This window comes from Prevotella sp. RM4, from assembly GCF_000701965.1.
Taxonomy (GTDB): Bacteria; Bacteroidota; Bacteroidia; order Bacteroidales; family Bacteroidaceae; genus Prevotella; species Prevotella ruminicola.
The window spans coordinates 283,750-302,376 of sequence record NZ_JNKG01000009.1 but is presented as its reverse complement, the minus strand read 5'-3'; the positions used below and the strand labels follow the sequence as shown (position 1 = coordinate 302,376).

The 18,627-nt window shown below is 48.2% G+C and carries 17 protein-coding genes; 16 read left to right on the top strand and 1 reads right to left on the bottom strand.

Annotated features, from left to right (window positions below):
* Window positions 1–5: 5 nt before the first annotated feature.
* From T499_RS0109305 to murI, 11 genes are all read left to right on the top strand, one after another.
* Complete coding sequence (locus tag T499_RS0109305; RefSeq protein WP_033150748.1) at window positions 6–1,157, top strand: MFS transporter; 1,152 nt, start codon at window positions 6–8, stop codon at window positions 1,155–1,157.
* Between the two features lie 5 nt (window positions 1,158–1,162).
* Window positions 1,163–2,038: a carbohydrate kinase family protein gene (locus T499_RS0109300; protein WP_033150747.1), complete on the top strand. Its 876-nt coding sequence runs from the start codon at window positions 1,163–1,165 to the stop codon at window positions 2,036–2,038.
* A 213-nt stretch (window positions 2,039–2,251) separates the two neighbouring features.
* Window positions 2,252–3,865, top strand: a complete 1,614-nt coding sequence (gene pckA, locus T499_RS0109295) for a phosphoenolpyruvate carboxykinase (ATP) (RefSeq protein ID WP_013065231.1) — start codon at window positions 2,252–2,254, stop codon at window positions 3,863–3,865.
* 487 nt (window positions 3,866–4,352) lie between these two features.
* Entirely contained in the window at window positions 4,353–5,489 is a 1,137-nt protein-coding gene (locus T499_RS0109290; RefSeq protein ID WP_157054577.1) for a DUF6242 domain-containing protein, read from the top strand.
* A gap of 2 nt (window positions 5,490–5,491) precedes the next feature.
* Window positions 5,492–6,148: a type IX secretion system protein PorG gene (locus T499_RS0109285; RefSeq protein WP_033150745.1), complete on the top strand. Its 657-nt coding sequence runs from the start codon at window positions 5,492–5,494 to the stop codon at window positions 6,146–6,148.
* 5 nt (window positions 6,149–6,153) lie between these two features.
* Window positions 6,154–6,897 carry an isoprenyl transferase gene (locus T499_RS0109280; protein ID WP_033150744.1) on the top strand — a complete coding sequence of 248 codons (744 nt, stop codon included), beginning with the start codon at window positions 6,154–6,156 and terminating at the stop codon, window positions 6,895–6,897.
* Window positions 6,898–6,956: 59 nt separating this feature from the next.
* Entirely contained in the window at window positions 6,957–9,632 is a 2,676-nt protein-coding gene (locus tag T499_RS0109275) for a BamA/OMP85 family outer membrane protein (RefSeq protein ID WP_157054585.1), read from the top strand.
* A gap of 11 nt (window positions 9,633–9,643) precedes the next feature.
* Window positions 9,644–10,159, top strand: a complete 516-nt coding sequence (locus T499_RS0109270) for an OmpH/Skp family outer membrane protein (protein ID WP_013063167.1) — start codon at window positions 9,644–9,646, stop codon at window positions 10,157–10,159.
* Window positions 10,160–10,206: 47 nt separating this feature from the next.
* Window positions 10,207–10,710, top strand: coding sequence for an OmpH/Skp family outer membrane protein (locus T499_RS0109265; protein ID WP_013065299.1), 504 nt, complete (start codon window positions 10,207–10,209; stop codon window positions 10,708–10,710).
* A gap of 31 nt (window positions 10,711–10,741) precedes the next feature.
* Window positions 10,742–11,257: an OmpH/Skp family outer membrane protein gene (locus T499_RS0109260; protein ID WP_033150743.1), complete on the top strand. Its 516-nt coding sequence runs from the start codon at window positions 10,742–10,744 to the stop codon at window positions 11,255–11,257.
* Entirely contained in the window at window positions 11,244–12,077 is an 834-nt protein-coding gene (gene murI, locus T499_RS0109255; protein WP_033150742.1) for a glutamate racemase, read from the top strand. The genes T499_RS0109260 and murI overlap by 14 nt, the downstream gene beginning before the upstream one ends.
* On the opposite strand, the gene xerD is transcribed toward murI, so the two are convergent.
* On the bottom strand, window positions 12,064–12,975 hold the full coding sequence (gene xerD / locus T499_RS0109250) for a site-specific tyrosine recombinase XerD (RefSeq protein ID WP_033150741.1): 912 nt from the start codon (window positions 12,973–12,975) through the stop codon (window positions 12,064–12,066). The genes murI and xerD overlap by 14 nt on opposite strands.
* Before the next feature lie 91 nt (window positions 12,976–13,066).
* Here xerD and aroQ point away from each other — a divergent pair, with 91 nt between their 5' ends.
* The 5 genes from aroQ to T499_RS0109225 all read left to right on the top strand — a co-directional run bounded on the left by aroQ (window position 13,067) and on the right by T499_RS0109225 (window position 18,618).
* Window positions 13,067–13,483, top strand: coding sequence for a type II 3-dehydroquinate dehydratase (aroQ, locus tag T499_RS0109245; protein WP_033150740.1), 417 nt, complete (start codon window positions 13,067–13,069; stop codon window positions 13,481–13,483).
* Entirely contained in the window at window positions 13,480–14,112 is a 633-nt protein-coding gene (locus T499_RS0109240) for an O-methyltransferase (RefSeq protein WP_033150739.1), read from the top strand. The genes aroQ and T499_RS0109240 overlap by 4 nt, the downstream gene beginning before the upstream one ends.
* A 16-nt stretch (window positions 14,113–14,128) precedes the next feature.
* A complete protein-coding gene (rbfA, locus tag T499_RS0109235; protein WP_028906624.1) occupies window positions 14,129–14,464 on the top strand; it encodes a 30S ribosome-binding factor RbfA in 336 nt (111 codons plus the stop codon).
* A gap of 4 nt (window positions 14,465–14,468) precedes the next feature.
* Entirely contained in the window at window positions 14,469–15,698 is a 1,230-nt protein-coding gene (locus tag T499_RS0109230; RefSeq protein WP_033150738.1) for an FtsX-like permease family protein, read from the top strand.
* 106 nt (window positions 15,699–15,804) lie between these two features.
* Window positions 15,805–18,618, top strand: a complete 2,814-nt coding sequence (locus T499_RS0109225; protein WP_033150807.1) for a M16 family metallopeptidase — start codon at window positions 15,805–15,807, stop codon at window positions 18,616–18,618.
* The last annotated feature ends 9 nt before the right edge of the window (window positions 18,619–18,627 follow it).

The window sequence follows — 18,627 nt, the reverse complement described above, 5'->3', positions numbered from 1 at the left end:
GTAATATGAAGAAATTTGCTCTGATCCCCGTGATGTTCTGCTTTTTCGCCATGGGATTTGTCGACCTGGTGGGCATTGCATCGAACTATGTGAAGGAAGACCTGCAGCTGACAGACAGCGTGGCCAACATCTTCCCGTCGCTCGTATTCTTCTGGTTCCTGATCTTCAGCGTACCTACGGGGATGCTGATGAACAAGATCGGCCGAAAGAACACTGTACTGCTGTCGCTCGGCGTGACCATCGCATCGCTGCTATTGCCTCTGTTTGGCGAGAACTTCCCGATTATGCTCTGCGCATTCTCGCTGCTTGGTATTGGTAACGCACTGATGCAGACATCGCTTAACCCACTGGTATCAACCGTGATGGGCGGCGGCAATCTGGCATCGACACTCACCTTCGGACAGTTTATCAAGGCCATCGCCTCGTTCTTGGCTCCATATCTGGCCATGTGGGGCGCCACACAGGTACTGCCTTCGTTCGGCTACGACTGGCGAGTGCTGTTTATGATCTACTTCGTGGTGGGTATTCTGGCTGCAGCACTGCTGGCAGTTACGCCTATCGAAGAAGAACACACCACAGGCAACGCATCTACATTTACTGAATGCCTGAAGCTGCTAGGCACACCTATCGTACTGCTATCATTCTTTGGTATCATGTGTCACGTAGGTATCGACGTGGGCACCAACACCACAGCGCCAAAGATTCTGATGGAACGACTGGGACTGACACTTAACGACGCAGCATTTGCTACCAGTCTGTACTTCATATTCCGTACTATCGGCTGCCTGACAGGCTCTTTCTTCCTGCGAGTACTGCCTAATCGCACATTCTTCGTAATAAGCGTAGTGATGATGGCGCTATCGATGTGCGGACTCTTTATCGGCACAGAAAAATGGATTCTCTACGCAGCAATCGCACTGGTGGGCTACGGCAACTCAAATATCTTCTCTATCTGTTTTGCACAGGCACTCACAGCCATGCCACAGAAGCAGAACGAGGTGTCGGGTTTGATGATTATGGGCTTGTTTGGAGGCACGATTTTTCCACTGCTGATGGGAATTGCCAGCGACGCCATGGGCCAGGCCGGCGCAGTAGCTGTCATGGCTATTGGCGTGATTTATCTGTTTACCTATATTAAAAACGTAAAAAACAACTAAGTATTATGAAGAGATATATAGTAGGCCTCGGAGAGGCATTGTGGGACGTACTTCCCGAAGGAAAGAAACTTGGTGGCGCACCAGCCAACTTCGCTTATCATGCTGGACAATTTGGTCTGAATACTATTGCCATCAGCGCACTAGGCGAAGATGCATTGGCAGAGGAAACTATCGAGGCGCTGAAGGAGCACAATCTGAACTACCTGATGCCCCAGGTACCCTATCCTACCGGTACGGTACAAGTGACGCTAACGGGCGACGGCATACCCACCTATGACATTAAGGAAAACGTAGCATGGGACAATATCCCCTTTACCGACGAGATGGAGGAGATAGCCAAGAATGCACGTGCAGTTTGTTTCGGATCGCTGGCACAGCGCAACGTAGTAAGTCGTGAGAATATACGTAAGTTCCTGGATGCCACCCCTGAAGACTGCCTGAAGATTTGCGACATCAACCTGCGCCAACAGTTCTACACGAAGGAGATTCTTGAGGACTCGTTCTGCATTTGTAACATTCTAAAAATCAACGACGAAGAGTTGGTAGTGGTTAACCGCATGTTCGGCTACGACGGACTGGATATGCGCGGTACCTGCGAGAAGATAGTTCAGGACTATCAACTGAAGATGCTGGTACTAACCTGCGGCACTAACGGATCGTATGTATTTACCGACGACGGTCTGACATCGTTCCAGGATACGCCAAAGGTAGAAGTGGCCGATACAGTAGGCGCTGGCGACTCGTTTACCGGCTCGTTCTGTGCATCAATCATCAACGGGAAACCCGTACAGGAAGCCCATAAAATCGCCGTCAGAGTAAGTGCCTTTGTATGCACCCAGAACGGCGCCATGCCCGTGATTCCAGAAGAGCTGAAAAAGTAAATATCCAAAATCATAAAATGATATGTCGGAGTGGCAAAAGCGCTACTCCGGCATTATTTTTTAATTTCTTTAACCTAAAAAGAATTGTGTGCGCACAAAATATTGCTAAATGCCACTTGTCAATTCGAGAATAATTTGTAACTTTGCAGCGCTTTTTAAAAGTTATATATAACAAAAGGATAATATTCACAACTTAAAATAAAGATTAGTAATATGGCAAAGTTAGATTTGACTCAGTATGGCATTACAGGTTCTACCGTAATTGCACACAATCCATCGTATGAGACTCTGTTCGCAGAGGAGACAAAGGCTGGCCTCGAGGGTTTCGACAAGGGCGTAAACACCGAGCTCAACGCTGTAAACGTAATGACTGGTATCTACACCGGCCGTTCACCTAAGGATAAGTACATCGTAAAGGATGCACAGAGCGAGGACAAGGTATGGTGGACTTCTGAGGAATATAAGAACGACAACCACCCCATGAGCGAGGAGGTTTGGAAGCAGGTTAAGGACATCGCTATCAAGGAGCTCTCTAACAAGAACCTCTATGTAGTAGATGCTTTCTGCGGTGCTAACGAGGCTACACGTCTGGCTGTTCGCTTCATCGTTGAGGTAGCATGGCAGGCACACTTCGTAACAAACATGTTCATTCAGCCTACTGCTGAGGAGCTGGAGAAGTTCGAGCCTAACTTCGTAATCTACAACGCCTCTAAGGCTAAGGTTGAGAACTACAAGGAGCTGGGTCTGAACTCAGAGACTTGTGTTGCCTTCAACACAACAAGCCGTGAGCAGTGTATCATCAACACATGGTACGGTGGTGAGATGAAGAAGGGTATGTTCTCAATGCAGAACTACTATCTGCCTCTGCAGGGTATCGCTTCAATGCACTGCTCTGCTAACACCGACATGGAGGGTAAGAACACCGCTATCTTCTTCGGTCTGTCTGGTACAGGTAAGACCACTCTGTCAACCGATCCAAAGCGTCTGCTGATTGGTGACGACGAGCACGGATGGGACGACGAGGGTGTATTCAACCTCGAGGGTGGTTGCTACGCTAAGGTTATCAACCTTGACAAGGAGAGCGAGCCCGATATCTACAATGCTATCCGTCGTAACGCTCTGCTCGAGAACGTAACTGTTGCTGAGGATGGTAAGATCGACTTCGCTGATAAGAGCGTAACCGAGAACACTCGTGTATCATATCCTATCGACCACATCGAGAAGATTGCCCAGAAGGTAAATGGTAAGAGTGCAGGTCCTGACGCTAAGAACGTTATCTTCCTGAGCGCTGACGCATTCGGTGTACTGCCCCCAGTATCTATCCTGACTCCTGAGCAGACTAAGTACTACTTCCTCTCAGGTTTCACAGCTAAGCTGGCTGGTACAGAGCGCGGTATCACTGAGCCTACTCCAACATTCTCTGCTTGCTTCGGTCAGGCATTCCTCGAGCTGCACCCAACAAAGTATGCTGAGGAGCTGGTTAAGAAGATGGAGAAGAGCGGTGCTAAGGCATACCTCGTAAACACTGGTTGGAACGGTACTGGTAAGCGTATCTCTATCCGCGATACTCGTGGTATCATCGACGCTATCCTGGGTGGTGCTATCCTGAACGCTCCTACCAAGAAGATCCCTTACTTCGACTTCGAGGTTCCAACACAGCTTGAGGGCGTTGACACCAACATCCTTGATCCTCGTGACACTTACGCTAACGCTGCTGAGTGGGAGGAGAAGGCTAAGGATCTGGCTGGCCGTTTCATCAAGAACTTCAAGAAGTACGAGGGCAACGAGGCTGGTAAGGCTCTGGTAGCTGCTGGTCCAAAGCTCTAATAAGAGATTTATCACTTTAAATATCAGAATTGGCTGCGCCGAAAGGCGTGGCCAATTTTTATTGATATATATCAAAATCAACTCTTGAGACCCTCAACTATTCACTATTCACTTTTAGTTTCTCACTTTTTCTTTGTACCTTTGCACTTGTAATCGGGAGATTACATGTATTTCATTAGGTTTTTTATTAGTTAGATTTTAAGGTAAAAGATTATGTTATTAGATTTTCAAACAACTGTTATGTTAGTAACGGTTGGATTATCTGCCGGCCTGAGCATTTATACGCTCATGCATACTAACATACGTTGAATTGAGTGCGGGGTGAGTGATTCATACCGCGCTCTTTTTGGTATTAAAACCCTAAACTAACTTAAAATCGGTCAAATTATGGCATATTTTCATTAATTATAAGTAGAAATGTGCTCATTTTTGCAGAAATGTGCGTAAATTTGCAGCCAAATTGAACAAAATAGAGATTATTGACTCAATGAAAAGATATATTTCTACGCTTTGCATGATGCTGGCGGGTGCCCTGCTGATGACTTCGTGCCTGAAGGACGAGAACAACGACACCACCCAGTATTACAACAACACGGCTATTACACAGTTCAAGCTGTCGTGTGTAAATCGTTATGTACATACCACAACTTCGGCAGGTGCGGATTCTGTTTACAAGAAAACGTTGAGCGACCCTGTTGTATTCACCATCGATCAGGCACAGCGCAAGATATATAATACCGACTCGCTGCCATCGGATGTTGACTTGAACCACGTTCTGGCCACAATCAGCAGCCTTAACTCTGGTACGGTGGTAGTAAACTACCCAGATAAGAACGGCGAAGACTCACTGCTCTACTACAGCAGTACCGACTCGATCGACTTTACCAAGCTGAAAGACCTGCGTGTATACGCACAGAGCGGTAACAGCTATCGCACTTATGCTGTATCAATCAACGTACACCAGGCCGAGACAAATAAGATGATTTGGGAGCAGAAGACTGCTGCCGACCTGCCTACCGATGCTAAGAAAGCCCTTTGGGAACAGAAAGCTGCTGCAGCAGGTATGAAACAGTTGTTAGGCTATGGCACAGCCGAGGGATATGCATTTGGCACCGACGGTATGCTGATGGTAAGTAAGGACAACGGCGACACATGGGCTGCAGATATGCTCGACGATGATGCAGCCTGGCTGCCAACAGATAATATCGCCTTTGCATCGTGGGCCTTTGCTGCCAACGATTCTACCGATTACCAGATGCTGATAGGCACCAACGACAAGAGCGATAAAGCTTGTATGGTATGGCGCAAGATAGCAGAATATGCCCATAACAGTCTGCCTTCAAGATGGGTGCTCATTCCTATCGAGGAATACAGCGGTTACTATCTGCCTAAGATGGAGAACCTGAACCTGGTACGCTTTAACAACGTGGTTCTGGCTATCGGCAACGACAAGAACATTTACGTAAGTCGCGATCAGGGCATCACCTGGAAAACGACAACGAAATATACATTACCCGATGCTTTGGGCACCAATAATCTCACCGCCATCACCGACGACAACGGCTATCTCTGGCTGGTAGGCAAGGATACCGGTGAAGTATGGCGAGGCCTTATTATTGAATAACAGTGAAAAAGCTGCTGGCAGTAATCTTCGCACTGGCCATAACGATGGCCGCCTCTGCTCAGGACGAGCCTGAGTACAAGATGGAGATAGGTGCCGGTGTAGGCTTGGTAAGCTATGTAGGCGACTACAACAGCAATCCACTGAAAGGAATGCAGCCTTGGCTGGCATTAGTAGCCAAATACCGACTGGATCCACGTGTGGCCATAGCCTTTGATTTAGGCACAGGCAAACTGAAAGGCAAAGCCGAAACAATAACCAATGGCTACGAGTTCAGTCACAATGTAACCGAGGCTGACGTACGATTGGAATACAACTTCTGGCCGTATGGAACAGGTTATGAATACCGAGGCGCAAGGCGCTTTACACCATTTATCACCATAGGTGCAGGCGCAAGCTTTTATGGCGGACCAGAGAAAGGAGCAACGATGAACCTGCCAATAGGCGCAGGCATAAAATATAAAATAGGCAACAGACTGAACCTGACAGCTGAGTGGGCCATGCGTTTTACGCTGAGCGACAAGCTGGACGGCAGTAAGGATCCCTTAGGCATTAAGAGCAGCGGTCTGTTTAAGAACACCGATGGCTACAGCGTGCTACAAATAGCACTAACCTACGACCTTTGGGAGAAATGCAAAACGTGTAACAACGATAGATATTAAGATATATGAAGGAACTTTTAGACATGAACAGGATTCCCCAGCACATTGCCATCATTATGGACGGTAATGGACGTTGGGCCATGGAGCGTGGTAAAGACCGTAGTTTTGGCCACCAGGCAGGTGTAGACGCAGTGCGCCGCATCACTTCTGAGTGTACCCGACTGGGAGTCAAGTTCTTAACGCTATACACCTTCTCTACGGAGAACTGGAATCGTCCAGCCGACGAGGTTGCAGCCCTGATGGGACTGGTACTCACATCGCTTGAGGACGAGATCTTCATGAAGAATAACGTACGCTTCCGCGTGGTGGGCGACCGTTCACGTATCCCCGATGCCGTAAACAAGAAGTTGGCCGAGACCGAGGAGCATACTGCCAAGAACGACGCCATGACCATGGTAGTAGCACTGAGCTACTCATCGAAGCTGGAGCTGACCACAGCTACCAAGCAGATTGCTCAGGAGGTAAAGGAAGGAAAACTGGATGTAAACAGCATTACCGAGGAGACCATCAACGAACGTTTGTGGACTAATTTCATGCCCGATCCAGAGTTGCTGATCCGTACTGGTGGTGAGATTCGTATATCAAACTATCTGTTGTGGCAGATTGCCTACTCAGAGCTTTACTTCTGCGATACATACTGGCCCGATTTTATGGAAGAGGACCTGCATAAGGCCATCTATAGTTACCAGAGCCGCCAGCGCAGATTCGGCAAGACAGAGGCACAGGTAGAGGCCGAAGAGAAAAAGTAAAAAGGTAAGAAAGTAATAAAGTAAAAAAGAAAGTGACTTATATATATATTATAAATAAGGTGAAAGGACTGGTGAAAGGTATCTTACCTGTTTGCCTTTTAACCTTTTTACCTTTCACTGCTTCTGCTCAGGATAAGATTGTAAACCCTGATATCTCGTACGCCGGTACACCTCGTACCTGCGAAATCGGTGGTATCGCAGTTGAGGGTGTTGAGGGATACGAGGATTATGTATTAGCTGGTCTCTCGGGACTGACAGTAGGTCAGGAGATTGAGGTACCCGGTTCGCAGATTACCGAAGCCGTAAAGCGCTACTGGCGTAACGGACTGTTCTCGAAGGTTCAGATTACTGCCGACTCGATTGTTGGCAACAAGATTTACCTGTGCATTCACTTAGGTATGCGTCCACGTATCAAGACCATCAACTACAACGGTATCAAAAAGGCCGAGCGCGAGGATATGGAGGCTAAGCTGGGTATGGTTAAGGGTATGAGTTTGACTCGTAACATCATCGACCGTGCCAAGATCTTGGCTAAGAAATACTTCGACGACAAGGGTTACAAGAATGCCGAGATCGACATCATACAGCATGAGGACGCCTCTGGACAGGTAACACTTGACGTAAACATCGACAAGAAAGACAAGATGAAGGTACGCCAGCTGGTGTTCCAGGGTAACGACAAGCTGAAGACTGGCAAGATTAAAGGCTCGCTGTTTGGCAAGGGTGCTTTCGGAAAGATTCACGAAGCAGGTAAGTTTACCAACTTCTTCAAGGCCAAGAAGTTTACCGACGAGCGCTATAAGGAGGCAAAGCAGGCTCTGATCGACAAATATAACGAGTTAGGTTTCCGCGATGCAACCATCGTCGAGGATTCGGTTTATCCTTGCGACGACAAGCACGTAAACATCTTAGTAAAGATCGACGAAGGTGAGAAATACTTTGTACGCAATATCACATGGGTAGGTAACACTGTGGTTACAACCGACTACCTGAATGCCGTATTAGGCATGAAGAAGGGTGATGTATATAACCAGAAGCACATCGACAAGCGCCTGCGTGAAGACGAGGATGCCGCTGGTAACTATTACTATAACAACGGTTATGTTTTCTCGAATATCGACCCTGTTGAGGTAAACATCGACGGAGACTCTATCGATATCGAGATGCGAGTAACTGAGGGTCCTCAGGCTCACCTGAACCATGTCCGTATCTATGGTAACGACCGTTTGTACGAAGAGGTGGTACGTCGTGAGTTGCGCACCAAGCCAGGCGACCTGTTCAACAAGGAGGCACTGACACGTTCGGTACGTGATATCGCATCAATGGGATTCTTTGATCCTGAAAAGGTTGTTCCAGATATCAAGCCAAACGTTGAGGATGGTTCGGTTGACGTGAACTGGCGCCTGGAGCAGAAGAGTAACGACCAGTTGGAATTCTCATTAGGTTGGGGACAGACCGGTATCATCGGTAAGATTGGTATCAAGTTCAACAACTTCTCTATCCGTAACCTGTTTGGTAAGAACAAACTGCACCGCGGTATTCTGCCTTATGGCGATGGTGAGCAGCTGGGTTTCAGCTTCCAGACCAACGGTAGCTACTATAGTTCACTGAGTGCCAACTACGGTACCAACTGGTTTGGTGGCAAGCGTCCTAACAGTTTGAATGTAGGTGTGTTCTACTCTAAGCAGAGCGACATCTCAAGTTACTACCGTAACAATTCATTCTACAACAACTACTACATGTACAGCGGTGGCTACGGCTCATACAATAATTACTATTACAACTATGAGTCGATGCTCGACGATGATAAGACCATGACCGTATTCGGTGCATCGTTAGGATGGGGTAAGCGTCTGCGCTGGCCCGACGACTACTTCCAACTGTCGGCACAGCTCGGTTTCTCACGCTACATGCTGCGCGACTGGAGCTACTTCTACATCCACAACGGTAACTGTAACAATATCAACCTTGGTTTGACATTGAGTCGTACATCTACCGACAACCAGCTGTTCCCACGTCGTGGTTCAGAGTTCATGGCATCGGTAACCGTTACACCACCTTGGTCGCTCTTCGACAATAAGGACTATGCTAATCTGGCCAAGAACTCTAACTCGGCTACCTACGAGGACGAGTTGCAGGACGTTTATCGCTGGATTGAGTACCACAAGTGGAAGTTTAAGAGTCGCACCTTTACAGCCCTCACAGGCGGTCAGAAGTGCTTTGTGCTGATGACCCGTGTAGAGATGGGACTGTTAGGCAGCTACAACAGCAATAAGCGCTCACCATTCGAGACCTTCTACGTGGGTGGTGACGGTATGAGCGGATACTCATACGGCTACTCGGAAGAGACCATTGGACTGCGCGGATACGAGAATGGATCACTCTCTTACTCTTCAGCCTACGAGACCATGATGAAGGGTGGTACCATCTCATCTTACAACTCTTACGCTTACGACCGATTCACACTCGAGCTGCGCTACCCATTCATGCTGGGTAACACCACTATCTACGGACTGGGCTTCCTGGAGGGTGGTAACGCTTGGGCCAACGCCAAGGACTTCAACCCATTCAAGATGAAGCGTTCGGCAGGTCTCGGTGTTCGTATCTTCCTGCCTATGGTTGGTTTGATGGGTATCGACTGGGCATACGGTTTCGACAATGTTTACACCAGCCAGTATGGTGCACAGAAGAAGGGCGGAAGCAACTTCCACTTCATTCTCGGTCAGGAATTCTAAATTATACAGTTATGAAGAAATTGATTATCTGCGCAATCTGCGCAATCTGTGGTTTCACAAGTATCAACGCCCAGAAGGTGGCAGTGATCGACATGGAGTACATCCTGAAGAACATCCCAGCCTACGAGCGTGCCAACGAGCAGTTAGGTCAGGTATCAAAGCAGTGGCAGGCTGAGGTTGACGCTCTGAATGCCGAAGCCCAGACACTTTATAAGAACTACCAGAACGAGGTGGTGTTCCTCTCGAAGGAGCAGAAGAAAGCCAAGCAGGACGCTATCGTTGACAAGGAGAAGCAGGCTGCCGAGCTGAAGAAGCACTACTTCGGTCCAGAGGGCGAGCTGTTTAAGAAGCGTACCGCCTTGATGAACCCCATACAGGAAGAGGTTTACAACGTGATTAAAGATATAGCAGAACTGCGAGGCTATCAGTTGGTACTCGATCGTGCCAGCGATGCCGGTATCATCTTCAGTTCGCCCAAGATTGACATCTCGTCAGAGGTGCTTCGTAAGTTGGGATACGCTAACTAATTGAGAATTGATAATTGAAAAAATAATAATTAAAAACAATAAGTAATATGAAAAAATTGATTATCTGCGCACTTTGCGCTATCTGCGGTTTCACTACCGCCAATGCACAGGGTAAGTTCGGCCATGTGAACACCCAGGAGATTATGCAGGCCATGCCTGAGTTTACTAAGGCTCAGAACGAGATTAAGGCACTGCAGGACCAGTATGAGGCTGACCTGAAGAGCATGCAGGACGAACTGCAGAAGAAGGGTGAGGCTTTCGAGAAGGAGCAGGCTTCACTGCCCGAGAACATCAAGCAGCGCCGTCAGCAGGAGCTGCAGGATATGTATCAGAAGATTCAGCAGAGCTACCAGGACAACCAGCAGGCTTTGCAGAAGGCTTCGGCTGAGAAGATGCAGGCTATCCAGACCAAGATTCTTGATGCTATCAAGGCCGTAGGTCAGGCTGGTCAGTATGTTTACATCATGGAGAACAACTCGCTGCCTTACATCAGCACTACCCTCTCTACCGATGTAACTGCTCAGGTTAAGACAAAGTTAGGTTTGAAGTAATTCGAAAGTATAACTACCAAATTATAACATCATGAAACGATTCCTCGTACTTCTTGTGGCATTCGTATCGCTCAACGCATTTGCACAGGGCGACGCCACATCATCCATCAAGTTTGGCTACCTGAGCTATCAGGCTGCCATCCAGTCGATGACCGACTACGCGCTGGTTCAGCAGCAGATGGCCGACCTCAAAGCCAAGTATCAGGCAGAGGCCAAGCGTGTAGAAGACGAATTCAACAGGAAGTACGAGGAATTTCTTGATGGTCAGCGCGACTTCCCTAAAAGCATTCTGCAGAAGCGCCAGTCAGAACTTCAGGAGCTGATGCAGCAGAACATCTTGTTTAAGAACAAGAGCACAAAGGAGCTTGAAGCCGCTGAGAAAGAGGCAATGAATGCCCTCAAGACTCGTCTTAACGAGACGCTTAGCGCCATTGCCCAGCAACGTGGTCTGGCACTCATTGTCAATACCGACAGCGATGCCTGCCCATTCATCAATCCCGCTCTGGGCGAAGATATCAACGAAATAGTTAAGGATGCTCTCAAGTAATCCAGGACCAATTGGTATTTTTGATAGCGGTTACGGCGGACTCACCATCCTGCATGGCATCCGTCAACTGCTTCCCGAATACGATTATCTTTATTTGGGCGACAATGCCCGTGCGCCTTATGGACCACGTTCGTTCGACGTGGTTTATGAGTTTACACGCCAAGCCGTAGTAAAACTGTTTGAGATGGGTTGCCACCTGGTTATCTTAGGTTGTAACACAGCCTCAGCCAAGGCACTACGCACCATCCAGCAGAACGATCTTCCAAAGATTGATCCCGAACGTCGCGTGTTGGGTATCATCCGTCCTACAGCCGAGGTGATTGGCGATCTTACCACTTCCAAGCATGTTGGCGTTTTAGCCACCGAAGGAACCATCAAGAGTGAGAGCTACGACCTTGAGATTCACAAGCTATTCCCAGACATCAAGGTATCAGGCGTGGCCTGTCCATTCTGGGTTCCATTGGTAGAATACAACGAGGCCGACTCACCAGGTGCCGACTACTTCGTCAAGAAGCGTATCGACGAAATCACGCGTAAGGATCCCGACATCGATACCATCATCTTAGGCTGCACCCATTATCCCTTATTGATGCCTAAGATTCTGAAGTATCTGCCCGCAGGAGTACGCGTTGTACCCCAAGGCGAATACGTAGCCGAGAGTTTGAAACAATATTTGGAGCGCCATCCAAATATCGAAGCTAAATGCTCAAAAGGTGCAGGTGTACACTACCTCACCACCGAGAACCCCAACAAGTTCAAGGAACAAGCCCAAATCTTCCTCCACGAACCCGTAGAGGTAGATAACATCACTTTAGGTTAGTTTTCTTATTTCGTGGATGATGCTCTAAGATTTCTTGTCTTAGGGTTGAAGTATCTATGTGGGTATAGATTTCTGTCGTACCGATATCTTCGTGGCCTAAGAGGGCTTGGATGAAACGGAGATCGGCGCCGCCTTCGAGCAATGCGGTGGCAAAGGAGTGACGTAAGGTATGAGGAGAAATGGTCTTTTGGATACCGGCTTCCTTGGCCTGGGCTTTGATCATGATGAGAATCATGGTACGAGTGAGGTGGGAGCCTCGACGATTCAAGAACACATAGTCTTCCTCGCCAGGCTTTATCTTCATCAGGTTGCGATCATCAAACCAGTACCCCAACTCCTGAATGGCTTTGGGCGAGATAGGCACCAAACGTTCCTTGGAGCCTTTACCCAGCACACGCACATACTCTTCGTCGAGATAAAGATCGGAAAGTTTAAGATTTACCAACTCGCTGACACGTAAGCCACACGAAAAGAGCACCTCAATGATGGCACGATTGCGATGGCCCTCCCATTTGGAAAGGTCGATGCTTTCTTCGAGACGATCTACCTCCTGCGTAGTGAGTACCTCGGGCAGATGGTCGCCAATCTGTGGCGACTCCAACAGTTCGGTAGGATCATCATCACGATAGCCATCCAACTGTACAAACTTAAAGAAGCTACGGATACCACTCAGAATGCGACATTGCGAACGAGGATGAATGCCGATATCATGCAAACTGGCCGAGAAATGTTCCAAATCGGCTAACGTCACATCGTTTATAGCAAGCTGCTCATGTTCGAGATAGTCAAGCAATTTACGCAAGTCGCGCTGATAGGCATCGAGCGTATTACCCGACATATTACGTTGCAGCTTCAGATAGCGTACATAAGCCTTTACAATACCCTTTTGGTCAATCATTTGCACAAATTTGGTGCAAAGTTAGTATTTTTTTCTAATATATAGAAAAATATTTGTAACTTTGCAGCCGTATTAATACAAAGTTACAAAAATGAAGATTCTGATTATCAATGGTCCGAACCTGAACTTGTTGGGCCAGAGAGAGCCAGGCATCTATGGTTCGTCGTCGTTCGACGCATACCTGCCTGAGTTGCGTAAGCGCTTTGTCGACATCGACATCGAGTACTATCAGAGCAACGTAGAGGGCGAGCTGATTAACAAGATGCAAGAGGTTGGCTTTAGCTACGACGGCATTGTTCTGAATGCTGGCGCCTACACCCACACCTCTATAGCTCTGCAGGACTGTATCCGTTCGCTCAAGGCACCTGTGATCGAGGTTCACATCTCGAATGTGCACCAGCGCGAGGAGTTCCGTCATAAGTCGATGATTTCATGCGCCTGCAAAGGTGTAATTCTCGGCTTCGGTCTCGACTCGTACCGTTTGGCCATAGAAGCTCTGAAGGGATGACGCTCGACGAGTATATCCTGCAGCATACGGAGCCAGAGCCCGACTACCTGTACCGACTATGGCGCGCCACCCACATACATACCATTCATGGACGTATGGCGAGCGGCCACTTGCAAGGCCGACTGCTCAAGATGCTGGTGAAGATGATTCGCCCCCAGAGCATCTTAGAGATAGGCACCTTTAGCGGCTACAGCGCTATATCGATGGCAGAGGGGTTGGACGAAGGCGGACGCCTATATACCTTCGAGATTAACGACGAGATGGAGGACTTTACCCGTCCGTGGATAGAAGGTTCGAGTGTGGGTGATAAGATAGAGTTCATCATTGGCGATGCGTTACAAGAGGCCCCCAAGTTAGGCATAGCCTTTGATATGGCTTTTATGGATGGTGATAAGCGCACCTATCGAGACTGTTACGAGATGGTGATGAGCATACTGAAGCCCGGCGGTTTTATACTGGCCGACAACACACTTTGGGACGGACATGTGATAGACCATGCCTACGATAAGGACCGACAAACCCAAGGCATTGAGACATTTAACGACTATTTAGCCCGCGACGCTCGCGTAGAGCAGGTGATACTGCCACTGAGAGACGGGTTGACACTGATAAGAAAAAAAGATATTTAGAATTAAGATTTTAGAGATGCAAGAGACAAGACAAAACAAGATTGCGAGATTGCTGCAGAAGGAGCTCTCGCTGATATTCCAGCAGCAGACGCGTGCTACTCACGGCGTGATGATATCGGTTACACGTACCAAGATTTCACCCGATCTGAGTATCTGCACCGCTTATCTGAGCGTATTCCCCAGCGAGAAGGGCGAAGAGATATTGGCCAACATCAATGCCAATACCAAACAGATACGCTACGAGTTAGGCACTCGCGTAAGAAACCAGATGCGTATCATCCCAGAGCTGCGATTCTTTATCGACGACTCGCTCGACTATATTGAGCACATCGACGAACTTTTGAAAAAGTAAAAAGGTGAACTTTCCTTTCTTTATTGCCCGCAGGTACCTGTTCTCAAAGAAATCCACTCATGCCATCAACGTCATTAGTGGTATTTCTGTGATTGGTGTGGCCGTAGCTACGATGGCGCTGGTGGTCACACTATCAGTGTTTAATGGGTTCCACGATCTGGTAGCAACATTCTTTACCAGTTTCGACCCGCAGCTGAAAGTGGTGCCTGCCGAAGGAAAGACCGTAGCTGCCGACGACCCGATTCTGACAGAAATCAGACAATTGCCCGAGATTGAGGTGGCTACCGAGAGCGTAGAGGACATGGCACTGGCCATCTATCGTGGCAGACAGGCGATGGTGGTAATCAAAGGTGTTGACGACAACTTTGCCCAGCTTACCCACATCAACGAGATTCTGGTGGGCGATGGCGATTTCAGCTTGCATGCTGCCGATATGGACTACGGCACCTTAGGTATCCGACTGGCCGAGACGTTAGGCACAGGCTACACCTACGAAGAGCCTATCCATATTTATGCCCCACGACGCGAAGGCCAGTTAGACATGACCAACCCCGACGAGGCATTCGAGGAAGATGAGCTCTACTCACCCGGTGTTCTGTTCAACGTAAAGCAGTCGCGCTATGACAAGAACTACATCCTGACCAGCATCGCATTCGCCCGTCGTATCTTCGGACAGCAGGGCATGCTCTCGTCGCTCGAGCTACGCCTGAAGCCAGGCAGCAACTTCGACAAGACGAAAGATCAGATTAAGCAACTGTGTGGCACCAAGTTCGTTGTAAAAGACCGTTTTGAGCAGCAGGACGACACTTTCAAGATTATGAAGATTGAAAAATTGATTGCCTATATCTTCCTGACCTTCATTCTGATGGTGGCCTGCTTTAACATCATCGGCTCGCTGTCGATGCTGATTATCGATAAGAAAGACGATGTAGTTACCCTGCGTAACCTTGGCGCAAGCGACAAGCAGATTGTTCACATCTTCCTGTTCGAGGGTCGTATGATCTCAGCCATCGGTGCCATCTTAGGTATCGTCATTGGTCTGACCCTGTGCTGGCTTCAGCAGCAATACGGCATTGTGGCCTTAGGCTCATCGAGCGGCACATTTGTAATTAACGCCTACCCCGTAAGCGTGCATCCCGAGGATATTATCCTGGTATTCTGCACGGTATTGATTGTAGGTTTCCTCTCTGTATGGTATCCCGTTCGCTACTTTGCTAAGCGACTATTAGTGTAGGTAATTTAGTTTTAACGTAGGTTTAACGTAGAATTTGCAACAAATAAGTAAAAAAGGTGTAACTTTGCACCCGATAACAGTTATGCAACAACCAAACTTAAATGACATGAAGAAAATTCTATCGACCATTTTGCTGACACTGATCGGCACAGTAGCGATGATGGCACAGATGCAGATGCCATCAATTCCCGTAGATCCCGATGTACGCATCGGTAAACTTGACAATGGATTAACCTATTACATCCGTCACAACAACTGGCCTGAGAACCGTGCTGAGTTCTACATTGCTCAGAAGGTAGGTTCTATTCAGGAGAACGACGATCAGCGTGGTCTGGCTCACTTCCTTGAGCACATGGCCTTCAACGGATCGAAACACTTTAAGGGCAACGAGCTGATTCGTTGGTGTGAGAGCGTAGGTATCAACTTTGGTGGTGACCTGAACGCCTACACATCAATCGATGAAACCGTATATAACATCAGTAATGTCCCCACCACACGTGAGGGTATCGTAGACTCTTGTCTGCTGATTCTCTACGACTGGGCCGACGGCTTGCTGCTGGAGCAGGAAGAGATTGAAAAGGAGCGTGGTGTGATTCATGAGGAGTGGCGCCTGCGCACCAGTGCTTTCATGCGCATGCTTGAGCGTGACCTGCCCAAGCTCTATCCAGGCTCTAAGTACGGTCATCGTATGCCTATCGGCCTGATGGATATCATCGACAACTTTGAGCGTCCATTCCTGCAGTCATACTACGAGAAGTGGTACCGTCCCGACAATCAGGGTATCATTGTAGTAGGTGATGTAGATGTAGATCAGATTGAGAAGAAGATCAAGGATCTGTTCTCATCTATCGTACTGCCAGAGAACCGCACACTCGTTACCAAAGAGTCGGTGCCCGACAATGCCGAGGCTATTTACGTTATCGACAAGGATAAAGAGCAGCGCACCAACGAGGTGATGATTATGATGAAGCATGAGGTTTTCCCCGACACACTGAAGGGTACTCTTACCTACATGCTGACCGACTATCTGAAAGATGCATGTATTTTGATGCTTAACGACCGTTTGAAGGAGTATGCCGAGAAGCCCGAGAGCCCATTCCTGAGCGCAAGAGCTGCTGACGGCAGATACATACTCTCAAGCACAAAGGATGCCTTTGAAATAGACTTAAGTCCTAAGGACGGCCAGATTGAAGCAGCTGTTACTGCTGCCCTCACCGAAGCACGCCGTGCTGCAGAGTTCGGCTTTACAGCTACAGAGTACAACCGTTTCAAGCAGAACTACACCAGTCAGCTTGAGAAACAGTACTCAAACAAAGACAAGCGTTACAATTCGCAGTTTGTAAATCAGTGTGTTCAGAACTTCCTGAACAATACTCCAATGCCAAGCATTGACTACACCTATACCACCATGAAGCAGATTATTCCAGTGCTGCCTCTGGAGGCCATCAACGCCCTGATGAAGGAGTTGATCCTGACCAACGACAGTAACCTGGTGGTATTCAGTATGAACACAGAGAAGGAGGGTTCAGCATATCCTACAGAGGAGAGCATGAAGAAGGCTATTGCCGATGCGCGTTCGGCCCAGATCGAGGCCTACGTTGACAATGTAAAGGACGAGCCACTGATGACCACCATGCCTAAGAAGGGTAGCATCAAGAAAGAGACCAAGAACGACCAGTTCGGCTACACCGAGCTGACTCTCTCTAACGGTGCAAAGGTTATCCTGAAGCAGACCGACTTCAAGAAGGATCAGGTACTGCTGCGTGGTGAAGGATTTGGAGGTTCAGCCCTCTATGGCGAGAAAGACTTTGCCAACATCAAGATGTTCGACGATGTGATTGAAGCCAGCGGTCTGGGCAACTTCTCACACACTGAGCTCGAGAAAGCTCTTGCCGGTAAGATTGCCAGTGCATCTATCTCACTCGGAACTAACCGCCAGAATGTAAGCGGTAGCTCTACACCAAAGGATATTGAGACCATGTTGCAGTTGGTTTACCTTTATTTCACCAACATTGCAAAGGACCAGAAGTCGTACGACAACCTGATGCAGACCACAGAGGTTAGTCTGAAGAACCGTCTGCTGCAGCCCGAGGCTGTACTTCAGGATTCACTGACTGCCACCCTGACCTGCAACAACCCACGCAACAAGGTGCTGACAACAGCCGATTTGACTAAGGTTAACTACGATCGTATCCTCGAGATGGCCAAGGAACAGACAGCCAACGCTGCTGCCTTTACTTTCACCATCATTGGTAACTACGACGAGAGCACTATCCGTCCACTTATCGAAACCTATCTGGCATCACTTCCTGCCAAGAAAAAAGTGGTAAAGAGTCCAAAGGTATCAACCCTCTTCAAGGGTGTTGCCATCAACAACTTCAAGCAGAAGGCTGAAACACCAAAGGCCTTTGCCGTTATGCAGTGGTACTCAGAAGATATTCCTATGACAGCAGAGAACGATATCAAAATTGACATGGCTGGACAGATTCTCAGCATGGAATATCTGAAGAAGATTCGTGAAGATGCCAGTGCCGCCTATACCGTACAGGCAATGGCCGGCGTTGAGCGCAACGACTTTGAGACTATCGCTCAGATCCTTGCCGTTTGCCCCATGAAGCCAGAGAAGGCAGATACTGCCATCATGATTCTGCGCGATGAGGTGACAGCTATGGCCAAGACCTGTGATGCAGAAAAACTGCAGAAGGTAAAGGAGTACATGCTGAAGAGTCATGGCGACCAGGTAAAGCAGAACAGCTACTGGCTGAGCATCATTAATGGCTGGCGCAAGTATGGCATCGACTTCCACAGCAACTTTGAGAAGCTGGTAAATGCACAGACACCTGAAAGCATCAGTGCCTTTGTAAAAGAGGTTCTGAAGTCGGGTAACCGTGCCGAGGTGATCATGCTGCCCGCAGAGTAAAATTTAGAA

Bases quoted from the DNA above. Each gene is read 5' to 3' on its own strand.
- T499_RS0109305 (WP_033150748.1), top strand. From the start codon at position 6: ATGAAGAAATTTGCTCTGATCCCCGTGATGTTCTGCTTTTTCGCCATG.
- T499_RS0109300 (WP_033150747.1), top strand. From the start codon at position 1,163: ATGAAGAGATATATAGTAGGCCTCGGAGAGGCATTGTGGGACGTACTT.
- pckA (WP_013065231.1), top strand. From the start codon at position 2,252: ATGGCAAAGTTAGATTTGACTCAGTATGGCATTACAGGTTCTACCGTA.
- T499_RS0109290 (WP_157054577.1), top strand. From the start codon at position 4,353: ATGAAAAGATATATTTCTACGCTTTGCATGATGCTGGCGGGTGCCCTG.
- T499_RS0109280 (WP_033150744.1), top strand. From the start codon at position 6,154: ATGAAGGAACTTTTAGACATGAACAGGATTCCCCAGCACATTGCCATC.
- T499_RS0109270 (WP_013063167.1), top strand. From the start codon at position 9,644: ATGAAGAAATTGATTATCTGCGCAATCTGCGCAATCTGTGGTTTCACA.
- T499_RS0109265 (WP_013065299.1), top strand. From the start codon at position 10,207: ATGAAAAAATTGATTATCTGCGCACTTTGCGCTATCTGCGGTTTCACT.
- T499_RS0109260 (WP_033150743.1), top strand. From the start codon at position 10,742: ATGAAACGATTCCTCGTACTTCTTGTGGCATTCGTATCGCTCAACGCA.
- murI (WP_033150742.1), top strand. From the start codon at position 11,244: ATGCTCTCAAGTAATCCAGGACCAATTGGTATTTTTGATAGCGGTTAC.
- xerD (WP_033150741.1), bottom strand. From the start codon at position 12,975: ATGATTGACCAAAAGGGTATTGTAAAGGCTTATGTACGCTATCTGAAG.
- aroQ (WP_033150740.1), top strand. From the start codon at position 13,067: ATGAAGATTCTGATTATCAATGGTCCGAACCTGAACTTGTTGGGCCAG.
- T499_RS0109240 (WP_033150739.1), top strand. From the start codon at position 13,480: ATGACGCTCGACGAGTATATCCTGCAGCATACGGAGCCAGAGCCCGAC.
- rbfA (WP_028906624.1), top strand. From the start codon at position 14,129: ATGCAAGAGACAAGACAAAACAAGATTGCGAGATTGCTGCAGAAGGAG.
- T499_RS0109225 (WP_033150807.1), top strand. From the start codon at position 15,805: ATGAAGAAAATTCTATCGACCATTTTGCTGACACTGATCGGCACAGTA.